This is a genomic window from Bacteroides rodentium JCM 16496 (genome assembly GCF_000614125.1).
GTDB classification, from domain to species: domain Bacteria; phylum Bacteroidota; class Bacteroidia; order Bacteroidales; family Bacteroidaceae; genus Bacteroides; species Bacteroides rodentium.
In genome coordinates this window covers 1-19,279 of record NZ_BAKJ01000061.1, presented here as the reverse complement: position 1 = coordinate 19,279, position 19,279 = coordinate 1, and the positions used below count along the sequence as shown (strand labels likewise).

Genomic DNA, 19,279 nt, shown 5'->3' with positions numbered 1-19,279 from the left:
ATCTATCGGTGGGGAGGGGCTGTGGGCTTGTGAAGCCCCATCCCCACCGATAGCCGTTTCAACCTGCGGCCTCAAAAATATGTGGGCTTACGCATGGAGAAAATTGCGTTTCGACTTTGACTTTAGGTCTATCGTAAAAACTCTATGATATGTAAACAGAAACTTGTATCTTTGAAAAAGCAAACGAGCCAAGTAGAATCAATTGTAAATAGTAAATAGTCAAATAGTAAATAACACCATGGTCATCAACCTTATAACTTTTTCTTCCATACTGCATAAACAAGCATCAGTCCGTAGCTCCCACGAAGTGATATTGACTGAATTGGAAAAATACTTTACCGTCAACTTCATTGATTACAAAGACATAGACAAGTTATCACCCGATGACTTCAGTATTATATTCATTGCCACCGGAGGTGTGGAACGGCTGGTAATCCAGCATTTCGAATCCCTTCCCCGCCCCGCCATCCTCTTGGCAGACGGCATGCAGAACTCACTGGCCGCCGCTCTTGAAATATCTTCCTGGCTGCGCGGCCGGGGAATGAAAAGCGAGATTCTTCACGGAGAGCTCCCCGAGACCATCAAGCGTATTTTTGTCCTGCACAGCAATTTCGTGGCACAACGCAGCCTTTTCGGCATGCGCATCGGCGTAATGGGCACTCCGTCCAGCTGGCTCGTTGCCAGCAATGTGGATTATCTGCTTGCCAAACGCCGCTGGGGTATCGAGTACACAGACGTCTCATTGGACCGCATTTATGAATACTACGGACAGATAACGGACGACGAGGTGGGCGAAGCATGCGCCGGACTGGCAGGAAAAGCGCTTGCCTGCCGAGAGGCAAGCCCCGAAGACATGATAAAAGCCATGCGGCTGTATCGAGCCATCAAGAGGATTGTAGAGGAAGAGCGACTGAGCGCCATTACCCTCAGCTGCTTCCGCCTGATAGACCAAACGGGAACCACCGGCTGCCTTGCCCTTGCCTTGCTGAACGACGAAGGAATCATTGCCGGATGTGAAGGCGATTTGCAATCCGTCTTCACCATGCTGGCCGTAAAAGTGCTGACGGGGAAAAACTCCTTCATGGCCAATCCTTCCATGATAAATGCCCGTACCAATGAAATCATATTGGCACACTGCACCATCGGCATCGCACAAACGGAGCAGTTCATCATACGCAACCATTTTGAGACGGAAAGCGGCATCGGTATTCAGGGAATCCTGCCGACGGGAGATGTAACCATCGTAAAATGCGGAAGCGAAAGCCTGGACGAATATTACCTGAGCACCGGCACGCTTGTTGAGAATACAAACTACATCAATATGTGCCGCACCCAAGTGCGGATAAAAATGAACTCCCCTGCCGACTATTTCCTCAAGACACCGCTGGGCAACCACCACATCATGCTGTATGGCAATTACGAGGATATATTGGAAGAGTTCCTGCAAGCCAATGCCTGCAAACGGATTGAATGATTACTCGTTCGCATCCGGTATCACCACCTCGAAACGCGTTCCTTTTCCCAACTCTGAGGAGACCGAGATAGAACCATGCAGGCGGTCTACGATGGTCTGGCAAATGCTCAGCCCCAAACCGGCGCCCTGCGTAAAGCTGTCTTCTTTGTAGAAGCGTTCGAAGATATGTTTCTGGGCGTCTTCGGAGATACCGCTTCCCGTGTCTTCGACAAAGATGGTGGTATATCCTTCCCGGTTCGTGACATAGCCGAAGGTGATGCTGCCCGTTACCGTGAATTTCTTGGCATTGTTTATCAAGTTGTTCACGACCTGCTTCAAGCGGACGGAATCGGTGATGACCAATTTGTCTTCCCCTTCCGGAATCTCTATACGCAGCTCTACATCCCGAGGCATACTCAGACGCTGGGATTCATGGACCTCCTGCATGATGAACGCCAGGTTGAATGCTCCGAACTTAAAGTCCATCGTGCCCGATTCTATGCGCGAGAGGTCCAGAATATCGTTTATCAACGCCAGCAGCAACGTACAGTTGATGTTGATTGTTTCGACGAACTGCTTTACCTCTTCCGGAGAGAAAGCGTCCAAGTCCTTCAATAAATCCGAGAAACCGACAATGGCATTCAGAGGGGTACGTATCTCATGGCTCATATTGGCAAGGAACGCAGATTTGAGCTTGTCGGCCTGCAAGGCACGGTCACGTGCGGCAATCAAGGCCTCTTCCGTATCCTTGTAACGCTGGATGCTCTGGCATACTCCCAATACCATGTATGGGGTATCAACCGTCAGTCCGTCATAAGCGGTACTGCGGAACTCCCACCATTCATAGCTCCCATCCGCACTCTTCAACCGGAAACTCATCCGTGAATTGATTTCATTGCCCAACAGAATGGCATCAAAATTCCTGCGCGTATGCAGCAAGTCTTCCGGATGTATAAGGGTGTCCATCTCATCACGTGCCAGCAAGTCCGTATCATCGGTATACCCGAAACGGCGCAGCAATCCACCCGGGAAATGGAAACGGTTCATATGCATGTTGTACTGCCACGGATAAATGGAGCTTTCCTCCACCGCCATATTGAAGAAGCGTCTCTGCATCTCTTCTTCGGAGATATTGCGGCATACAATCGCCATTCCCTTCATCTTTTCATTGGCAAAGATAGGTACTACCTCGCCGGAAACGGGGAAATACGTTCCCTGATGGTTTTCCTGCATGAAGGCTTTCTCCGGAATAGAAATAGGTCTCTTTCCGGTACGTACTTTCTTCAACAAGTCCTGCAGGATGTTTTCTCCATTCATGTAAATCCTGAAAATGGAGCCGGCCATCTGCTTCATAGAAACGGGACGTATAGGTTTCGGAAGAAAGTCCCAACATCTGTAACAACGGACGGTTGACAAAATGGATGCGCAGGTCGGTATCATACGTAATCAAGCCGTCGCGAATGGAACAGAAGATATTGTCGAACTCGTCGCGCTGCTCCACCAGGCGGTGCTGTATCAACAAGCGGGTCTGGGCATGTATGCGCTTACGCGACTCCCTGCGGTTGGCACGGAAAAGCCAGGCAACCAGCAGCACCAATGCCCCGACAATCAGCGAATAGAACAGAATGAACCAGACACGGTAACGCTCCATCAACGGTATATTCAAAATGATGCCCTTGCTCTCCGCACGGTTCGTGTCCACACGGAAAAACTGCAACTGTTTGTAATCGAACAGCAACTTGCCCCCAAAGTCCTTTACTTCCAATGAGGCGGGTGACTTGCCCTTCAAAATACTTGCAGCCTGCCGGCCGGCAGCAAAAGCATCCTCTCCGGGAACGGCATCATACACACACAGAACACCGTTCGTCATAGCCAGGTTCTGGCTGGTAAACACGGGGGCCTTCAACTTCAAGGAAAGAAAGGGAATCCATTTGGGAGCAATGACAATATGCTTGTAGGCATTGTAGTCATAGCAAATGGAAGTGATGATAGAGTTCAAGGACTTGGCCTGCACATTCAGCACTTTCAACTCATGCTCCGGATAGTTGCTCTTTATGCGTTCCCAGGATTCCTCCACAGCCTTAACCCCTTTAAGGCTCAGGAAACTGCTGTCGGACAGACAGACCAACTCCCTGCGGGAAGGAAACATGCGGACAGCCGCATCCAGCAAGACATCGAAATCCGTTTTCGAAACATAGCCGGAGACGTTGGGCATTCTTTCAAAGACCCTCTCATCCGGGTATTTGATACCCGAAACCACTACCGGTATCTGATAAGGCAGGGAATCACCGCAATGGGTCAATGTGAAGAAAGCCTCATCGCTGGAGGTCACAATCAAGTCCGTTTTCCGTTGCCTGGCACGCTCGCAGATGCGGCGCATGATGAAGCACTCGGAAGCGAAAGACCAGTAATCGGCATTCAGATATTCAGTAGTGATATTGGCTTTAACTCCTCCCTTGTCCAGTCCGTTCTCCAAATTTTCTGTCAGAAGGCTGTGCCAAGGAGTATTTTTTGTATAGGACTGTATGAAAAGTACATTGTACGTACGTTCCGTAGCCGAAAGTGTTCCCGACATCAACCACAACAAGCCTGCAAGCAATGGAAAGAAAAGGCGTTTCATCATAATATAGATTTTGTATACTCAACGCAAAACTCTTATTCGTCACGCAAATATACAAGTTATATTGAGAATGAGCACAGATTACTCAAAAAAAACTCACTCATCGTGCAATGCTTCGGCAGGCTGCACCTTCATGGCCCGTGAAGCCGGATACCAGATTCCTGCAATCACCATCAATGCCATCAATATCCAGACAATAAAAACACATATGACAAATCTCCCCCAAGTGGCATCCGTGGCTTCCGTAAAAGTGACATCCGCCATAACCATATTGCTACATATCATCAAAGCGGGGATGGAAGCAAGTGCCAACAGCAGCAACCCTTCACCCAGCAATTGCCAGCGTATTCTTCCGCGCTGCTGCCCATGGCCATGCGCAAAGCAATCTCGCTGCGACGGTGGCGGGTACGGAACCAGAAAGTTCCCATCAGCCCGATGAATACATTGAAAACGAAGAATACTACAATGAGCCTTGCACTGCGAATGTATGGAGTTATTCCTTCAGCAGCATCCCGTTCTATTTTCTGTTCTTTGTAGCTCTGTATATCGAAAAGATAGAATGGAGTGACCTGCAACTGCGATGTCATATCCTGATAAAAACAGGCTGCAAAATTATCCGTATCCGCCTCCGGGCGTATCCGTAGGGAAATGAACGGAAGGTACTGGTCCTTATAAAACCAACCGGGGAAAGGAGTCAGTACAAAAGGCCCGTAACGGGCATAATCATCCGTCTTCTGCAAAGCACAGACTGCGGAAACACGGTAACGAAGACCTCCATTGTAATAATCCAGGAACTCGCGACCCACCGCCTCGGCACTTGTCAGGAAAAGGCTGTCTGCCAAATCACGGGTCACCACGGCAGGCAGAGGGCTGGCAGTGGGGTTCCAATCCATGATATTCCCCTGCAACAGTGGAATGCGCATGACATCGAAATATTCGGGAGACACATAGCGTACAGTAGTCTCGACAACATGCACACTGTCCGTTGTATAACCCTGATAAACACGCCCTCGGGTATAAGTATCGGTACCCAACCACATGGCAGCACTTTCCACAGCAGGATATTGCCTGATACGCCGGAGCACCTCTTCCATTGGTTTGAACCAGAAGGTCTGCAGGCTGTCTTCCGACGTGCACGGCACTATCTGTGTGGGATTACAGGAAATCCTTATCTTATAGACATGCTCCAAATCATACCCCTTAGGTTGCCGTTCTGCATGGGCAAAGCCATAGAGTACATCCACACAATACCACATCAATGTAAATACAATCAACAGCTCGGCAAACAGCCAGCCATTACTGCGGCGCTGGTTCCATATCTGGTGTAAAATAGAATGTATCATACTCGTTACTGTTTTTTAATTAGGATTCGTTTATCCGCTCATTCTCCGCCAAGAACCTCGGCTATGGGGCGGCGGGTGGCATGCCAGGCAGGAATAAACACAGAAAGCAGGTTGAACAACAGACACACCACCAATACAGCCACGAAAACCGCGGGACGGAGAAAGAGCCAGACGCTTACATCAAAATTCGTTCCGGGAGCACCATCGCCAAGCATCCAGTCCTTGCCCAGCCATAGGAATATGCACGAAAAGAGAAAACCGAGCAATGCGCCGGCAAATGCCAAGGCCAGGTTCTCGCGGAGCAACTGCACCATCAAGGTAGAACGGCTGGCACCGTATGCTTTCCTTACCGCAAGCTCAGCCATGCGACGGGACATTTGCGAAGATATAAGTCCACTGACATTGATGGCGGGTACAATCAGCAATATCAGACCCAGGATTATGCAAGTTACGGCAGGACTCATCGTGTCATTACGGAAGAACTGCCGTTCCGTATAAGTGCTGAAATCGGGAAGTTCCAGTTTATATTCGGTCAGTGTCTCGTTGAAGCGGGCAAGCGACTGCTCTATCTGCCGCTTGAGTTCCTCTCTGCCGACACCGGGCTTGACAAGGGCCACAGCCTCGAAATCTCCCCGTAGTCCTTCACTGCCCAGACCGGAATCCCGGGTGGAATAAGGCATCCACAACTCTCCATAGGCAAATGTGAACAGGGAGCTCACGTCCTTAGTGACCCCGACAATGCGCTTAGGGCGAAAGTTTACAAAATAATTTTTGCCAATGGCTGCTTCGGCAGACCCGAAAGCTTCGCGGGCAAGCTGTTCACCTATAACCACGACATCCCGGCAAGCATCGAACTCTTCGGTACTGAAAAAACGGCCTGCCACAAGAGGGATGTCGTAGACACGCCAATAGTTCAAATCCACCTGACGAACCGTACGGCGCATTCCCCGCACGGGCGAATCCCCACAGTATCTAAGATAGGTAGGTCCCAGATAGGTGACAAGTTCCGCACCCGGAAGTTCTGCAAAAATAGCGTTGACAGCCCGATAAGACATGCCCGCATTGGAATTGCTGTGGTCGGACTTGCGGTAAGAGTATCCATAAGAAGAATATACCATGCTACTGCGGTGCGACTCGGGAGCCAAGTCAGCCGTCTGGATGTCATACACCATGTAAATGACCATGACAAAGGTTATACTCACTGCCGTACCGATGACGGAAACAGCACTGAAAAAGGGATTCTGGCGGATAAGAGCTAAAATTTGTTCCATAGCTTTCTATTCATCGTGCAATGCTTCGGCAGGCTGCACCTTCATCGCCTTGCGGGCGGGAATACCTATACCGATGACAATCATTAGGGTAATCAGCACAAAGCTGATGGCAGCACAGAGCAGCAGGCGGTCCCACTCCAACGTCGTACCGTTCCTCCAGGAATTCAACTCCAGGTGTGCAAGATTATAATCGATGAGCAATGCAACGGGGGTGACAATTGCCAACAACAATATCCCTTCACTAAGCAGCCGGCTGAAGATGGCACGGTCTGTCGCTCCATGCGCTTTGTGCAGTGCTATCTCCGAACGGCGTTGCTGCGTACGGAACCAGAATGTTCCGAGCAAGCCGAGGAAAATGTTCAGCAGCAGGAATCCCATACCCATCACATAGTTACGGATGTCATTGGTCCATGCCTGCTGGTAGTTGCGACGAATATCCTTGAAAGAACGTATCTCCGAAATGAAGATATTGCCTATGCGGAACTGGCTCTCACTGTCTGCCTTCAGCCTCTCAATGAAGTCATTGTCCTGCCCTTCACGGACGCGGACACAAAGTTCGAGACCGATATAGTAGAAACTCTGCTTCACCATCATGGAATATGAGCTTCGCGCCTGGTCGTAATCGTGATAGCGTACATTTTGCAGTGCAGCACCCAGCCGGTAGGTCTTCGTAGTATCACCAAAAAGATAGAACCGCTGGCCTACGAGATCTGTCATCCGGCGGTCGTATTTCCGGTAGAGGTTATCCGAAGCCATAAACTCCCCGCGCTCCAACATTTCAGCCAATTGTTCGGGTGTCTCGCCACGCGTGCCCCGATAGCGGAATACACGGGGAAAGTCCGGTGTCACTAACCTGCGGATGGTCCAACCGGGAGAACGCAAAGTGTCATAGCTTACTTCAGCGCCTGAATTGCTTCCGTTGTAAGGATATGAATTCTGCGAAAGGCTGACCGCTTCTATCTCCGGCCGACGACGCAGACGCTCCAACAACTCGGCTATGTCATCGTGGGTCTGCTGAGAGGTATGCCCGGCTATGTAGTCGGGACTTTTGGGTGTCAGTTCCCCCAACTCTATAAGGTAGCAGTGCTCTATATTAAAGCCTCTCGGCTCCAGATAGGTGGCGGCGCGCGTGTAGAGATAGTCTACCACGTACCACATCACTACACTCACTACCAATAACTCCAACACCAACCATAGGTTTGAGAGCCATTCATTCTTTATCTGTGTAAGAAGTTTCTTAGTCATTTTCTTCAATGATTAATGTTTTGTGATGGAGTTATTTATGCAAACGTCCGCCCAATGCATTTACAATCCCTATTCTTGATGCACGCCATGCGGGAATACCGGAACTTAGTAAGTTCAGCACAAAGCAGAACAACAACGCCCAGCCAAAGGTGGAGCCATGCAGCAATATGCTTGCATCCACTGCCGGAGGACTCAGCGTCTGGCTGAATTCCTGCGCAAACAGCAGTGTATTTCCCAAATAAGCGAATGCTACACTCAGCAACAATCCCATCACCCCTGCCAGCAATGTCACCACCAGATTTTCTGCAATGATTTGCCCCATCAGTTCCAGTCTCGTTGAACCGAATGCCCGGCGCACACCAATCTCTGCCACACGCTGGCGCAGACGGCTCTGCGTCATCGAGCTGAGGTTGATGGCAGGAACAATCAGTAGAATGATGAAGATAATGAGACGCTGCCTGCGTGCCTGGTCCACGTCCGGTTCGATGTTGGCAGCCATTCCTGCGGCATTTTTCTCCTGGTCATAAGGACGGTTACGGTAAATCAACGAATAACCATTCTCGCCAATTACAGTGTCGTACTCCTGACGGCGGCGTTCCGTCTCCTCACGAATAGCGGGAAAATCATCACGGCTTTTCGCCAGAATGGTAACGCTCATCATCCCCATATGCTCATCACTCCATGTGCTTTTCGTTATCTCAGTAGAAGTATAGGGCACCCATACCTGCGCATAGGCAGTGTTGGCCAAAGTAGAAACATCCTTCACTACACCGGACACTGTATAAGGAGCATGGTTCAAAAGGAATTCGCGACCAACAGCCTCCGTTGTCTGGAATAACCTGCGCGCTACACTTTCCGTAATTACCGCTACGGGTAGTCCGGCATCGAATGTAGCCTGGTCATAAGGTTTCCCGGCAACAAAAGAGAAATCAAACACACGCCAGAAAGTATCATCTGTCTGCAACAGGTCGATACCCGTTGCAGGTTGTCCCGGCAGATTCACGGGGGTAGAAATGACCATACAGGTATAAATCGTTACTGCTTCGGGGGTCTTCAGCGATTTGAAGCACTCAAGCGCAGTCTTTATCCCCATCGGTCCGTTGGAACTGTTTCCCTCTCCCCAGCTTTTGTTGGTGATGCTCATATAATGCACATGTAGAAAGCGGTCGCGGTTGCTCTCCGGAGCAAACGGAGCTACCTTCACCTGCTGCATCATCACCACCAGCATGATGAGGAAGATGGCAAGTGCCGTACCGGCTATGCTGACGGCACTAATCATCGGTTGCTGCCGCAACTGTGCCCAGGCTTGTGTGAAGTATTGCTTTATCATATTGATATTTACGATTAGACGATTTACTATTTACGATTGGTGTTACCGCTACTCAACGGCCCACCTTCAGGTTACATGTATTCACTCCGCCTATGCCTCCTTTAGAAATGTCAGCATGCCCGGCAGTTCCGCTCAAAGTGACGTCACCCACACCACTCATTCTGGCAGTCAAATAATCGCAGACTACATGAATATCGGCGCTACCTACTCCGCGCAAAGCAACTTTCAGCTCGTCACACGTCAAATCGGATACATTCACTTCACCCACTCCCTTTACTTCAAACGATACTTCATCCAGTTTCAAGGGCTTCTCACAATTGAACTGCCCTACGCCGGTAAACTCCACCTCCTTCAAATCAGGAGCCGAAATCCAAATGGTCACGCCATCTTTCTGATTTCTCATGCTCTTGTTTTTCCTATCCTTGAAGCCTATCAGCAGACAGCCGTCCTTCACTGTGGTTTCTGTATTCTTCACGTGCTTCTCCTTACCTTCAATCTTGAAAGAATAAGTGTCACTCTGTGTAAAATAAATTGTTCCCACAGACGTTATCTCAATGGACGAAAAGGCATCCACTTTGCGCACTTCACTCACTTTGGTATCTTGTGCATAAACACTCAGCATACCTACAAATGTCAATATCAATGCAATGATAATACCTACTATATTAGTTTTCATTTTTCTTCTTTTTTATTGTTAATCCTCTATTGTTTTTCATACTACTCTTCATGCAACGCCTCTGCCGGCTCAATCTTCATAGCCTGCCGTGCCGGAAACCATATTCCAATCACTACCATCAGAGCTATCAGCAGCCAAGCCCCCAAAGAACCTATCAGAAAGCGTGTCATACTCCACTCCACCGGCCAGGTAGATATGAGAGAGGTACGTCCGATGGTAAATTCCGCCACCCCTACATTGTAGCATACAATCATGGCAGGCAACGTCACTAACGCCAACAGCAGCAGTCCCTCGCCCGTCAGCAGACGGAACACTCCACTGCGCGTACTGCCCATCGCCATCCGTAAAGCTATCTCCGAACGGCGGCGGCGTGTACGGAACCAGAAGGTGCCTATTAATCCCAAAAACACATTCACCAGCAAGAAGAGCACCACCACAGACTGACTGTTCACCTTATCCGTATCGCCGTTCATCACCTCGAACTGCAACTGTTGTTCGGTATAGGGAGCGGCATCTGCCACAAAGGCATTGTCCGTGTCCAGTTTAGGCGCTATTTCGCGCAGGAACTTCTCCCGATAATCCGGTCCGTCGGCAGCAGGCTTCACGCGGAAAACAATCTGCGACCAATTGTCGGCAAACTCTGCCTTAATCATATTCTCTCCCAAATGATAAAAGAACCAAGGTTCCTCAACTCCATAACGATAGGAACGGAAAGCACCGGTCTTCCCCATCTGCTTGATGATTGTAACAGAATCACCATTACCTAACGGCGTAGTCTGCGAAAACTCCGGCATTTTCTTACGAAAACGTTCAAAAGCGGCATTACTCAGTGTCACATTGTTCCATCCTGCGGGAGTGTCCCGGAACGGGTGACGCGGGTCCTCACTTATCCGGAAAACATCCATATATCCTCCAGTCGTATAAATACAGCGTCCTTGCACCCAGGAAGTATCTTGCACAACCAACGCATTGTAACTATTACTGCCACTCATCGGAAGGCTCCAATAACAAAGGGCAGCTGCCTCTACGGAAGCTCTTGTTCCAATTTTGCCAATATACCCAGATATTTATCGGCATCAGTCAGACTCGTATCCCGACTTTCTCCACCTACAACGGTGGATAATTTATAGACATGTTCAATATTATAACCCAGCGGACGGTAGAAAGTATATTTCATGCATCCCAGTGAGTCACAGAGGAACCACATCACGATGAATACCAAGAACAATTCAGCCAATACCCAGCCGTTACTGCTGAAGCGTGCCTTTATCATACGTAAGTTATGTATCGTAAATTTCATATCAAGTACCTCCTTCTATTTATCATTCAAAGAATCTACAATAGTGCGCCGTGCCGCTATCCATGCAGGCAGTGCCGCACTCAACAGATTGATGACCACACAGAAAACAAATGCCAGCAGGAATACCCACGGACTAAACAGCGCCTCCATGTTCAAGCTGAACTCGCCCGACGTACCCACATTCTGATTATTGGTGAACAGCCACATACGCATGGCATATACTGCCAAATAACTGAAAAGCAGTCCCACTACTCCACCCAGTAATGTCAACATCAGATTTTCGTTCAGTATCTGCCGCACAAGCACACTTTTCGTTCCTCCAAAAGCCTTACGTACACCTAATTCGGTAATACGTTGCTGCATGCGGCTGTTACTCAAGCCACACAGATTGAGTGACGGTACCAACAAAATGATAAATAAAGCTACGGCATATTGAAGATAAAGCATTGTCAAGTCTGGCCCTACATTAGCCCATACGTGGTTGACGTGCGCCACGATATTGTCCGGCTGTTCCATGATGTCTATCTGTTTGTTGCCCAATCCGGCATTAACACGTTCCACCTGCTTGGCAATGCCCTCTCGGATGGCAGGAAAGTCATCAGATGTACGTGCCAATACAGCAATCTGCATGCCTCCCAAATAACTGTGGACTCCGGTAATTTTCAGTTCGTCGGCACTGTACATACCCCACACTTGTGCGTATGCATCCTTAGCAGTGACGGAAACATCTTTCACCACTCCCACGATACGTACAAGTTCCCGGTTCAGCAGGAATTCCTGTCCCACTACATCTGTACTTCCATACAGTTTCCGCGCTACAGACGCACAGACTACTACAGCCTTGCTTTCTCCAGCACGGTCGGCTTCGCTGAAGCCGCGTCCGGCAAGAAACTGCATGCTGAACACTTTCCAGAAGTCGGGATCTGTCCGCATAGCATCCACTTTCACCCGATTGTTACCGTCAGTCAACGAAGCCAACGACAAACCGGCTGGGGAAAATGCCGTACAGTATTCCACTTCGGGCACCGGCTGCACGCATTCTTTCATAAATGCCGCCGAAGGATTACTCCAATTATTATTGCCGTCCTTTTCCTTGTCGTATACGTGCATAGCGGAAAAGTAAAGACACCGACTGCGGTTCACTTCCGGTTCCAAGTCAGCATATTTCGTCTGCCAAGTAATCACAATAGCCATAATCATGGTGATAGCAAAGGCCGTACCCAATATGGAAATCGTACTTAGCAGCGGATTCTGCTTCAAGATTGTAAAAGCTTGTCTTACGGTTTGCATTTCATTTATTGATAGTTGATAATTAATAGTTGACAGTTGGCTGTTAAGCAGTAATTATTCCACCTGACGTCCGTCGAAGAAGCGGACGGTACGTGAGGTCTGTTTGGCCTGCTCTTCATTGTGGGTCACCATCACGATGGTACGTCCGTCTTCCTTGTTCAGTTGATGCAACAGTTCCATGACTTCGGCACCCATCTTGGAGTCCAGGTTACCGGTGGGCTCATCGGCGAGGATTATCTCCGGGTTGCCGATAATGGCACGGGCAATGGCTACACGCTGGCACTGACCGCCGGAAAGCTGTGTAGGCATGTGACGCATGCGGTGGCTCAAACCGACCTTCTTCAATACCTCTTCCGCCAGATGACGGCGTTCCTTGGCAGACACCTTTCTATACAGCAAAGGCAGCTCCACATTATCCAGCACATTCAGCGAATTAATCAGATGGAAAGACTGGAACACAAAACCCAGCTTCTGGTTACGGAAAGCAGCCAGCTCCTTGTCCTTCATGCCGTCCACTTTCGTACCGGCTATTTCGATGGTGCCGCTGGTAGGTGCATCCAGTAAACCCATAATGTTCAGCAACGTAGATTTTCCACAACCGGAGGGTCCCATGATACTGAGAAATTCTCCCTTGTTCACTTCGAGGTTTACATTTTCCAATGCCACGGTTTCAATCTCGTTTGTACGATAAATCTTGTTGATGCCAGTTAACTTAATCATAATGGTAAGTATTTAATTGTTATTATTCTGTTCTGTTTCTATTCCGCACAATTTCTGTTTCAAGAGGTCAAAAGTTGTGCCAAAATCGTTTATTATTGATTATCTGCTATTTATACATGCAGTAAGGTGTCCGAAAATGAACACCTTGTCCGTTTTCATCTATTCGTCACGCAGGGCTTCCGTAGGTGGAATGCGGCTGATGTTGCGCGCCGGGATATAGATTCCCACCAACACTACCACCAGCAGTATCAGAAAGATGACGAGCGACACGAGCAGATAATGCGAGGTGAAATCCGACACCCAATAGCTCTCTGTGCTCTCCACCAATTCTGCCCTTTGGCCAGCCCTTCTTTCAGTGCATATTGCAAATAGAGCAGAAAACCAGTCAGTGAAGCGACCACGGTCAATACCGTGCCTTCGCCCATCAGCAGGCGGACAATGTCGCTGCGTGTAGCTCCGAACGACAGCATCACTCCCACTTCCTCGCGCCTCGTACGTGTCTGCAACCAGAAGGTACCGATGACACCCAGGCAAAGATTCACCAGGAAGAAAGCCGCCATCGCCAGATTACGGCGGTAAATCGGTGTGGAATTGCTGGCTTCGCTCTCCGTTATAATCTGCTCATAGGAACGGACACTGCGGGCAAACAGATTGCCCCGCCTCATCTCCTTCACCATCCAGGGACGGAAATCGTGCAGAAAACGCTCCATGCTGACACCCTCTTTGAGACGTACCAAGATATGGGCACTTTCAGGGATATAACTTGTATCGATGGTAAGCATCGGCATAAATGCAACGGGGACGGGACGCCACTCGCTATACATCTTCATGGCTCCTATCGTACCGACAACCGGCATGTACAAGGTATCTCCATGGTCTCTGCTTATACAGCGTTTGCCATGCGCGTCTTTGGTATGGAACAACTGTTCGGCAGCATTCTCTGTCAGTACAATGTCATTCGGGGCATAGGCGTAGTCGGACAGCTGTCCGGGTGTCCGCCCCTTACCGGAACGGAAACCATACGTATCGAAAAAGTTCGTATGAGGCAGAAATTGTATCATCATAATAGATAAGGGAATCGTATCCCCTTCGGCAAACAATTGACTATTCGAACTTCCCGAAGAATTGGGATAACAGAATCCCAGCACGGGAGTGGCCGATTCCACACCGTCAAAGTCCTTGACATAACGCACCAGATTATAATAGTTGTCCACCAACGTAGCAGAGTCCTGCGCTTCGGCGTCGTATCCCGGTGCCTGGGGCTGCAATGCGCCCAATGAAATGAGGCAAAGCCGCTCCGCATCATAGCCCAACGGGATATTACGGTCGTGCGTGACCACAATCACCGGGTCCAATACAACCCAACTGATGATACTCACCAATATCAATTCGGCCAACAACCATCCGTTCTTGCGGCGGCGCGCCCAAAGATTCTTCCATATTAACTTAAACATACCAACCTCCCGTGTCTTATCGTTTTTCATTCAGTGAGTTCACAATCGGTTTCCGCAAGGAATACCACGCCGGTATAAGGGCCGACAACAGATTCAGCACGACGCACAGCGCCAATGCGGCGAGAAAAACCAGCGGAGCAAACAGCATTTCACCCGATACGCGGACCTCCACTCCTTCGGGTACCATATTCGGCCAGCTGTCGAATACCGTAAATATCCACTCGCGTCCCACGTAAAGTGCCAGCCATGCCAGCAGCAAGCCCAATGCTCCGCCCAGTGCGGTCAGCAGCAGGTTTTCCCACATCACTTGTGAAAGCAGTATCTTACGTCCGGCTCCAAACGATTTCCGCACGCCCATCTCTGCCAGACGTCCCTCCATACGGCTCGATATCATGCCGCTCAGATTCAGGGCAGGCACCAACAGCAATACGAGCAGGACAAGCAGAAAGTGGCGCACTGTGGCCCAAAGGTCAAACTCCATACTTGCATAAGTCTTGAAGACACTCAACAGATGGGAGGTGGGCTGCTCCCAGAAATCTACTTTCCATTCATCGGGATGCATAAGATTCTCCTTGCGGCAGATTTCCTTTATCTCAGCCCGCAGAGCATCTCCCTGCTTACCGTCCTTCACCAGAAAGGTAGCGCTGAAAGCTCCCAGATAGGGAAGGTTGTATTTAGGACTGCTGTAATCGGGCGACACCGTATAAGGTACGTAAAGCTGTGCATAGGATTTGGAGGTGAGGTAACTGGCACTGCGCACCACCCCACAAACCCGATAGTCGATATAGTTCAGGCTGAACGAGCGTCCTACCACCTCTTCCGTCGTACCGAACAAGCGGCGTGCCAAATCATCGGTAACGACAGCAGTGGAAATGCCACTTGCCAGGTCGGATGCCGTGAATGGACTGCCTTCCAGGAATTGGAAAGAATATATCTTAAAAAAAGCAGGGTCTGTCAACTTTACCATAACCGGAAAATCACCGCTGCGGTCGGCAGGCTGTATATAACTGTTTTCCGACAAATCATTATGCAGCTCGGCTGAAACGACAAGGGCATTCTCTACGGGATAGAACCAGTCTTGCAGTGCCTTGTAGGAAACAGCCCATTGCATGGTCCTGGTATTGTTGCCGCTTCCCTGCGTGAATTTTGAATTGCTGAGGTAAAGCGTATTCATGCGGTTTGCCTCCGGATAGACGGGCGCAATCTTCACATAATACACCACCGCCATAATCATTGTCATGGCAATGGCCAGCCCCGTACCCACAATGTAGAGCATGCTGAACAGTTTATTCTGCTTCAACAGCTCCCAGGCTTGTTTCAAGTAAACCTTTATCATTTTAGCTTCAACTTATTCTTGTTCTTATAGTTACTCATATCGCTCACCACCACTTCATCACCCGGTTGCAAGCCACTGACCACTTCTACAAACTCAAAGTTGGAATCGCCCAGCTGCACCTTGCGCTTTACAATTTCCTTGTCGGAATTGCGTACAAAAAGTTCATACTCCCCACGTCCCACATAATAGCTGGCATTGGCTATGCGCATCACGTCTTCCTTCACCGCATTCATCACATAGACGTCGGTTTTCAGACCGGAACGCAGTCGGCGGTTGTTGTCCTCATTCAACTGCACGGTAAAGGAGATGACGCCATTCTTTGAAAGCGGAGTAACACTGCTTACGGAACCTTCCAGCTTTTCGCTGCCAATCTTCACAATGGCCTTGCCGCCAGCAGCCACACGGTCACCGTAAGTATCGGCAATCTCGCCTTCCACCTTGAAGTGGCTCAAGTCGGAGATGACGGCAATCTGTGAGCCTTCGGGCACTTGGGCACCAATCTGATTGTTGATATAAGTAAGGATAGCCTTCCGGGGCGAACGCACCTGCGCATCGTCGAGCGTACGTTTGGTTTCGGCCAGTGTCTTTTGGAACATACTGAAATCCAGTTCCTGCACTTGGTATTCTGCAGCCAGCACTTCCTTCTCGTTGGCATACTGCTGCTGTAATTGCTCGTATTCCAGTTGTGCTACGTTGTAGCTCAGTTCGGCTTGGCGCACTTTGTCGGTGGTGCCCGAACCGAGGCTATCAAGGTACTGCTCGTTACGCAGCTCCACCTTCATGCGGTCCAGCTTCATGGCGGAGACTTTGATTTTCATCTGAAGGTCGGTCAGCTTGGTCTGGTTGTCAAGTTTCAGCTGTTTCAGCTTATAGCTGCGCATCTGCTCTTCATCCAGCATCTTTTTGTAGTCGGTTTCGGCGCTCTGCAAGTCCAGTTTCAGGATGGGGGTACCTACATCCACGCTGTCGCCACCTTTTCTGTACACTTCCAAAATGCGGGTATTGATGGGCGAGTTGATGATTTCCTCGAATGCCGGGACCACCTTGCCGGAGGCGCTGACGCTGACTTCAATCGTACCTTTGCCCACTTGGGAGAAAACAAGGTCTTTCTCCTTCACTCCCGTACGCATCAATGAAATGAGTACACTGACCACTACGATACCTGCCACGCCGATAGCACCGTAGCGGATGATTTTCTTATTGCGTTCTTTATTACGCACTTCTTTCGGAATTTCTCTATCCATATCTTTAAATTTTATTGTTTGCGAACATAACGCTTAATATATACTAAATCCATGCCAAAATCATAACCCCCTGAAAGTAAGCGAAAAGACAAAAAAGAAGGGTGTCCGTTTTCGGACACCCTGTACATTTTCGGATAGCTTCTTTATCTTAATCTCAATCTGTCGCCAATCTCCGGCACGTATTCCGCATCCTTGCGATTCATCTTATAAAGGTTCTTCAGACGAATGCCGTACTTTTGGGAAATGGAGTGCATGGAATCGCCATCCTTCACTATGTAAACGGTATGGGGTTTGGCGGCCTTCTTGCGCTTTTCTTTCAAGTAAATAATGTCTCCCGCCTCCAGTGTATATTCTTTATGGAGGTCATTGTATTTCACCAGCTTCTTCCAGCTGATGTCAAACTCCTTGCCCAACACCTGGAAGGTGTCTCCGTCGCGTGCCACTACATAAGCTATATCGTTGGCAATGTACACCTGATGCGGATTGGCCAGCCAAGGCTTCTTTTTCAGTTCCTTCTCCCAGCTGCGGGCATCGCGCTTGCTCATGCCACGGCTGTCGTACTTATACAGTTCATAATCCTCGATAATGGTTATCAGTCGGTTGGCATACGACGGGTCGGTAGCATAGCCAGCCTTCTTCAAGCCGCGCGCCCAACCCTTATAGTCCGTAATCTTCAGTTTGAAAAGAAAAGCATAACGTGCTCCCCTTTTCAAGAAATCGGAATGGTCTTCATAAGAGTCTTTCGGATTGCGATAAGCGCGGAAACATTCATTGCGGGCATCGTCATCATGCCTCACTGTCCGTCCGCGCCAGTTGCCTCCGCACTTGATGCCGAAGTGGTTGTTGCTCTTGCGCGCCAGCGCGCTGTATCCGGCACCGCTCTCCAACAGCCCTTGGGCCAGCGTGATGCTGGCAGGTATCTTATGACGTTGCATCTGCTCCACGGCAAGGGGAGCATACTGTTTGATATACTCATTGTAGCGGGCATTCCGGCGTTGTGCCTGCACTGTTGTTATGGAAATAAAAAGAAATGCTATGATAGCAGTCAGTCTGAAAATCCGTTTCATGCTTAAAATGTTGAGTTCTGCACAAAAGTCCGTAAAAGAATTGAAATAACCAATCTCTTTTCTATCTTTGTAACATTAATTACAATATAACCCTTTGCCTTATGAAAGAATTAAATATCGAAATCGCCGTCAAGATATACGACTATGAAGAACTGGATGCCGCCGACCGCGAACTGATGGATGCCGCCCGCGAGGCTACCAACCGCAGCTATGCCCCTTACTCCCACTTCTCGGTAGGAGCTGCAGCCAGACTGGCAAACGGTATTGTAGTGACCGGCACCAACCAGGAAAACGCCGCCTATCCTTCCGGGCTGTGTGCAGAACGCACCACCCTATTCTATGCCAACTCCCAACATCCCGACCAGGCAGTGACCACCCTCGCCATTGCCGCACGCAACGAGCACAACGAGTTCCTGGAGTCTCCCATTCCTCCCTGCGGCGCCTGCCGGCAAGTGATGCTCGAAACGGAAAAGCGCTTCAAGCATCCCATGAGGGTGTTGCTATATGGCAAAAAGGGAATCTACGAGCTGAAGAATGTGGGAGAATTACTGCCACTCTCGTTCGATGCTTCGGCCATGAAGTAACAGAACCAATAAAGTACTAACATCGTGTCTGCAGGAAGTTAATTTCTTGCAAACACGATATTAACTTCTTGCCGACACAATATTAATATCCCCAAAAACCTTTGTTATTTAGTGGAAATCATTACCTTTGCGCCCACTAACCAATTAATTCCACCGATGAGAATATCCGACTAAAGACAACACATTTCGGTAAACATCACTATCAACATGCTTTTTCAGACTGAACGCTGAGCATCACCTATATAGATGTTTAGTCAATGCTGTGTTTGTCTGTACCCCGCCCCTTCGAGAATTTCAAATTCGGGGAATGCCTTGCATCTCCCTTATCATTCTTACTTCTAAAAAC

11 protein-coding genes and 4 pseudogenes are annotated in these 19,279 nt (G+C 49.2%); 2 read left to right on the top strand and 13 right to left on the bottom strand.

Features of this window, described 5'->3' with window-relative positions; all coding sequences use genetic code 11:
• Positions 1-238: 238 nt before the first annotated feature.
• Positions 239-1,474 carry a fucose isomerase gene (locus JCM16496_RS18740; RefSeq protein ID WP_025836122.1) on the top strand — a complete coding sequence of 412 codons (1,236 nt, stop codon included), beginning with the start codon at positions 239-241 and terminating at the stop codon, positions 1,472-1,474.
• Here the strand turns inward: JCM16496_RS18740 and JCM16496_RS18735 are convergent.
• The 13 genes and pseudogenes from JCM16496_RS18735 to JCM16496_RS18675 form a co-directional block, all read right to left on the bottom strand.
• Positions 1,475-4,076: pseudogene (locus tag JCM16496_RS18735) on the bottom strand (sensor histidine kinase).
• 93 nt (positions 4,077-4,169) lie between these two features.
• A pseudogene (locus tag JCM16496_RS18730) lies at positions 4,170-5,416 on the bottom strand (ABC transporter permease).
• A gap of 38 nt (positions 5,417-5,454) precedes the next feature.
• Positions 5,455-6,687: an ABC transporter permease gene (locus tag JCM16496_RS18725; protein WP_025836121.1), complete on the bottom strand. Its 1,233-nt coding sequence runs from the start codon at positions 6,685-6,687 to the stop codon at positions 5,455-5,457.
• A gap of 6 nt (positions 6,688-6,693) precedes the next feature.
• The gene (locus tag JCM16496_RS18720; protein WP_005831152.1) at positions 6,694-7,932 is read right to left on the bottom strand and encodes an ABC transporter permease; all 1,239 of its coding nucleotides are present in this window, start codon (positions 7,930-7,932) and stop codon (positions 6,694-6,696) included.
• 31 nt (positions 7,933-7,963) lie between these two features.
• Entirely contained in the window at positions 7,964-9,262 is a 1,299-nt protein-coding gene (locus tag JCM16496_RS18715; protein ID WP_005831154.1) for an ABC transporter permease, read from the bottom strand.
• Between the two features lie 52 nt (positions 9,263-9,314).
• On the bottom strand, positions 9,315-9,938 hold the full coding sequence (locus JCM16496_RS18710; RefSeq protein WP_025836120.1) for a GIN domain-containing protein: 624 nt from the start codon (positions 9,936-9,938) through the stop codon (positions 9,315-9,317).
• A 41-nt stretch (positions 9,939-9,979) separates the two neighbouring features.
• A pseudogene (locus JCM16496_RS18705) lies at positions 9,980-11,238 on the bottom strand (FtsX-like permease family protein).
• Between the two features lie 15 nt (positions 11,239-11,253).
• Positions 11,254-12,528 carry an ABC transporter permease gene (locus JCM16496_RS18700; RefSeq protein WP_025836119.1) on the bottom strand — a complete coding sequence of 425 codons (1,275 nt, stop codon included), beginning with the start codon at positions 12,526-12,528 and terminating at the stop codon, positions 11,254-11,256.
• Between the two features lie 54 nt (positions 12,529-12,582).
• On the bottom strand, positions 12,583-13,248 hold the full coding sequence (locus JCM16496_RS18695) for an ABC transporter ATP-binding protein (RefSeq protein WP_005831162.1): 666 nt from the start codon (positions 13,246-13,248) through the stop codon (positions 12,583-12,585).
• 159 nt (positions 13,249-13,407) lie between these two features.
• A pseudogene (locus tag JCM16496_RS18690) lies at positions 13,408-14,702 on the bottom strand (ABC transporter permease).
• Between the two features lie 16 nt (positions 14,703-14,718).
• The gene (locus tag JCM16496_RS18685; protein WP_025836117.1) at positions 14,719-16,038 is read right to left on the bottom strand and encodes an ABC transporter permease; all 1,320 of its coding nucleotides are present in this window, start codon (positions 16,036-16,038) and stop codon (positions 14,719-14,721) included.
• A complete protein-coding gene (locus JCM16496_RS18680) occupies positions 16,035-17,282 on the bottom strand; it encodes an efflux RND transporter periplasmic adaptor subunit (protein ID WP_016274396.1) in 1,248 nt (415 codons plus the stop codon). Before JCM16496_RS18680 ends, JCM16496_RS18685 begins: the two co-directional genes overlap by 4 nt.
• A gap of 143 nt (positions 17,283-17,425) precedes the next feature.
• Positions 17,426-18,349 carry a glucosaminidase domain-containing protein gene (locus JCM16496_RS18675; protein WP_016274394.1) on the bottom strand — a complete coding sequence of 308 codons (924 nt, stop codon included), beginning with the start codon at positions 18,347-18,349 and terminating at the stop codon, positions 17,426-17,428.
• Between the two features lie 101 nt (positions 18,350-18,450).
• On the opposite strand from JCM16496_RS18675, the gene cdd reads away from it, so the two are divergent.
• Positions 18,451-18,933: a cytidine deaminase gene (cdd, locus tag JCM16496_RS18670; protein WP_005831168.1), complete on the top strand. Its 483-nt coding sequence runs from the start codon at positions 18,451-18,453 to the stop codon at positions 18,931-18,933.
• The last annotated feature ends 346 nt before the right edge of the window (positions 18,934-19,279 follow it).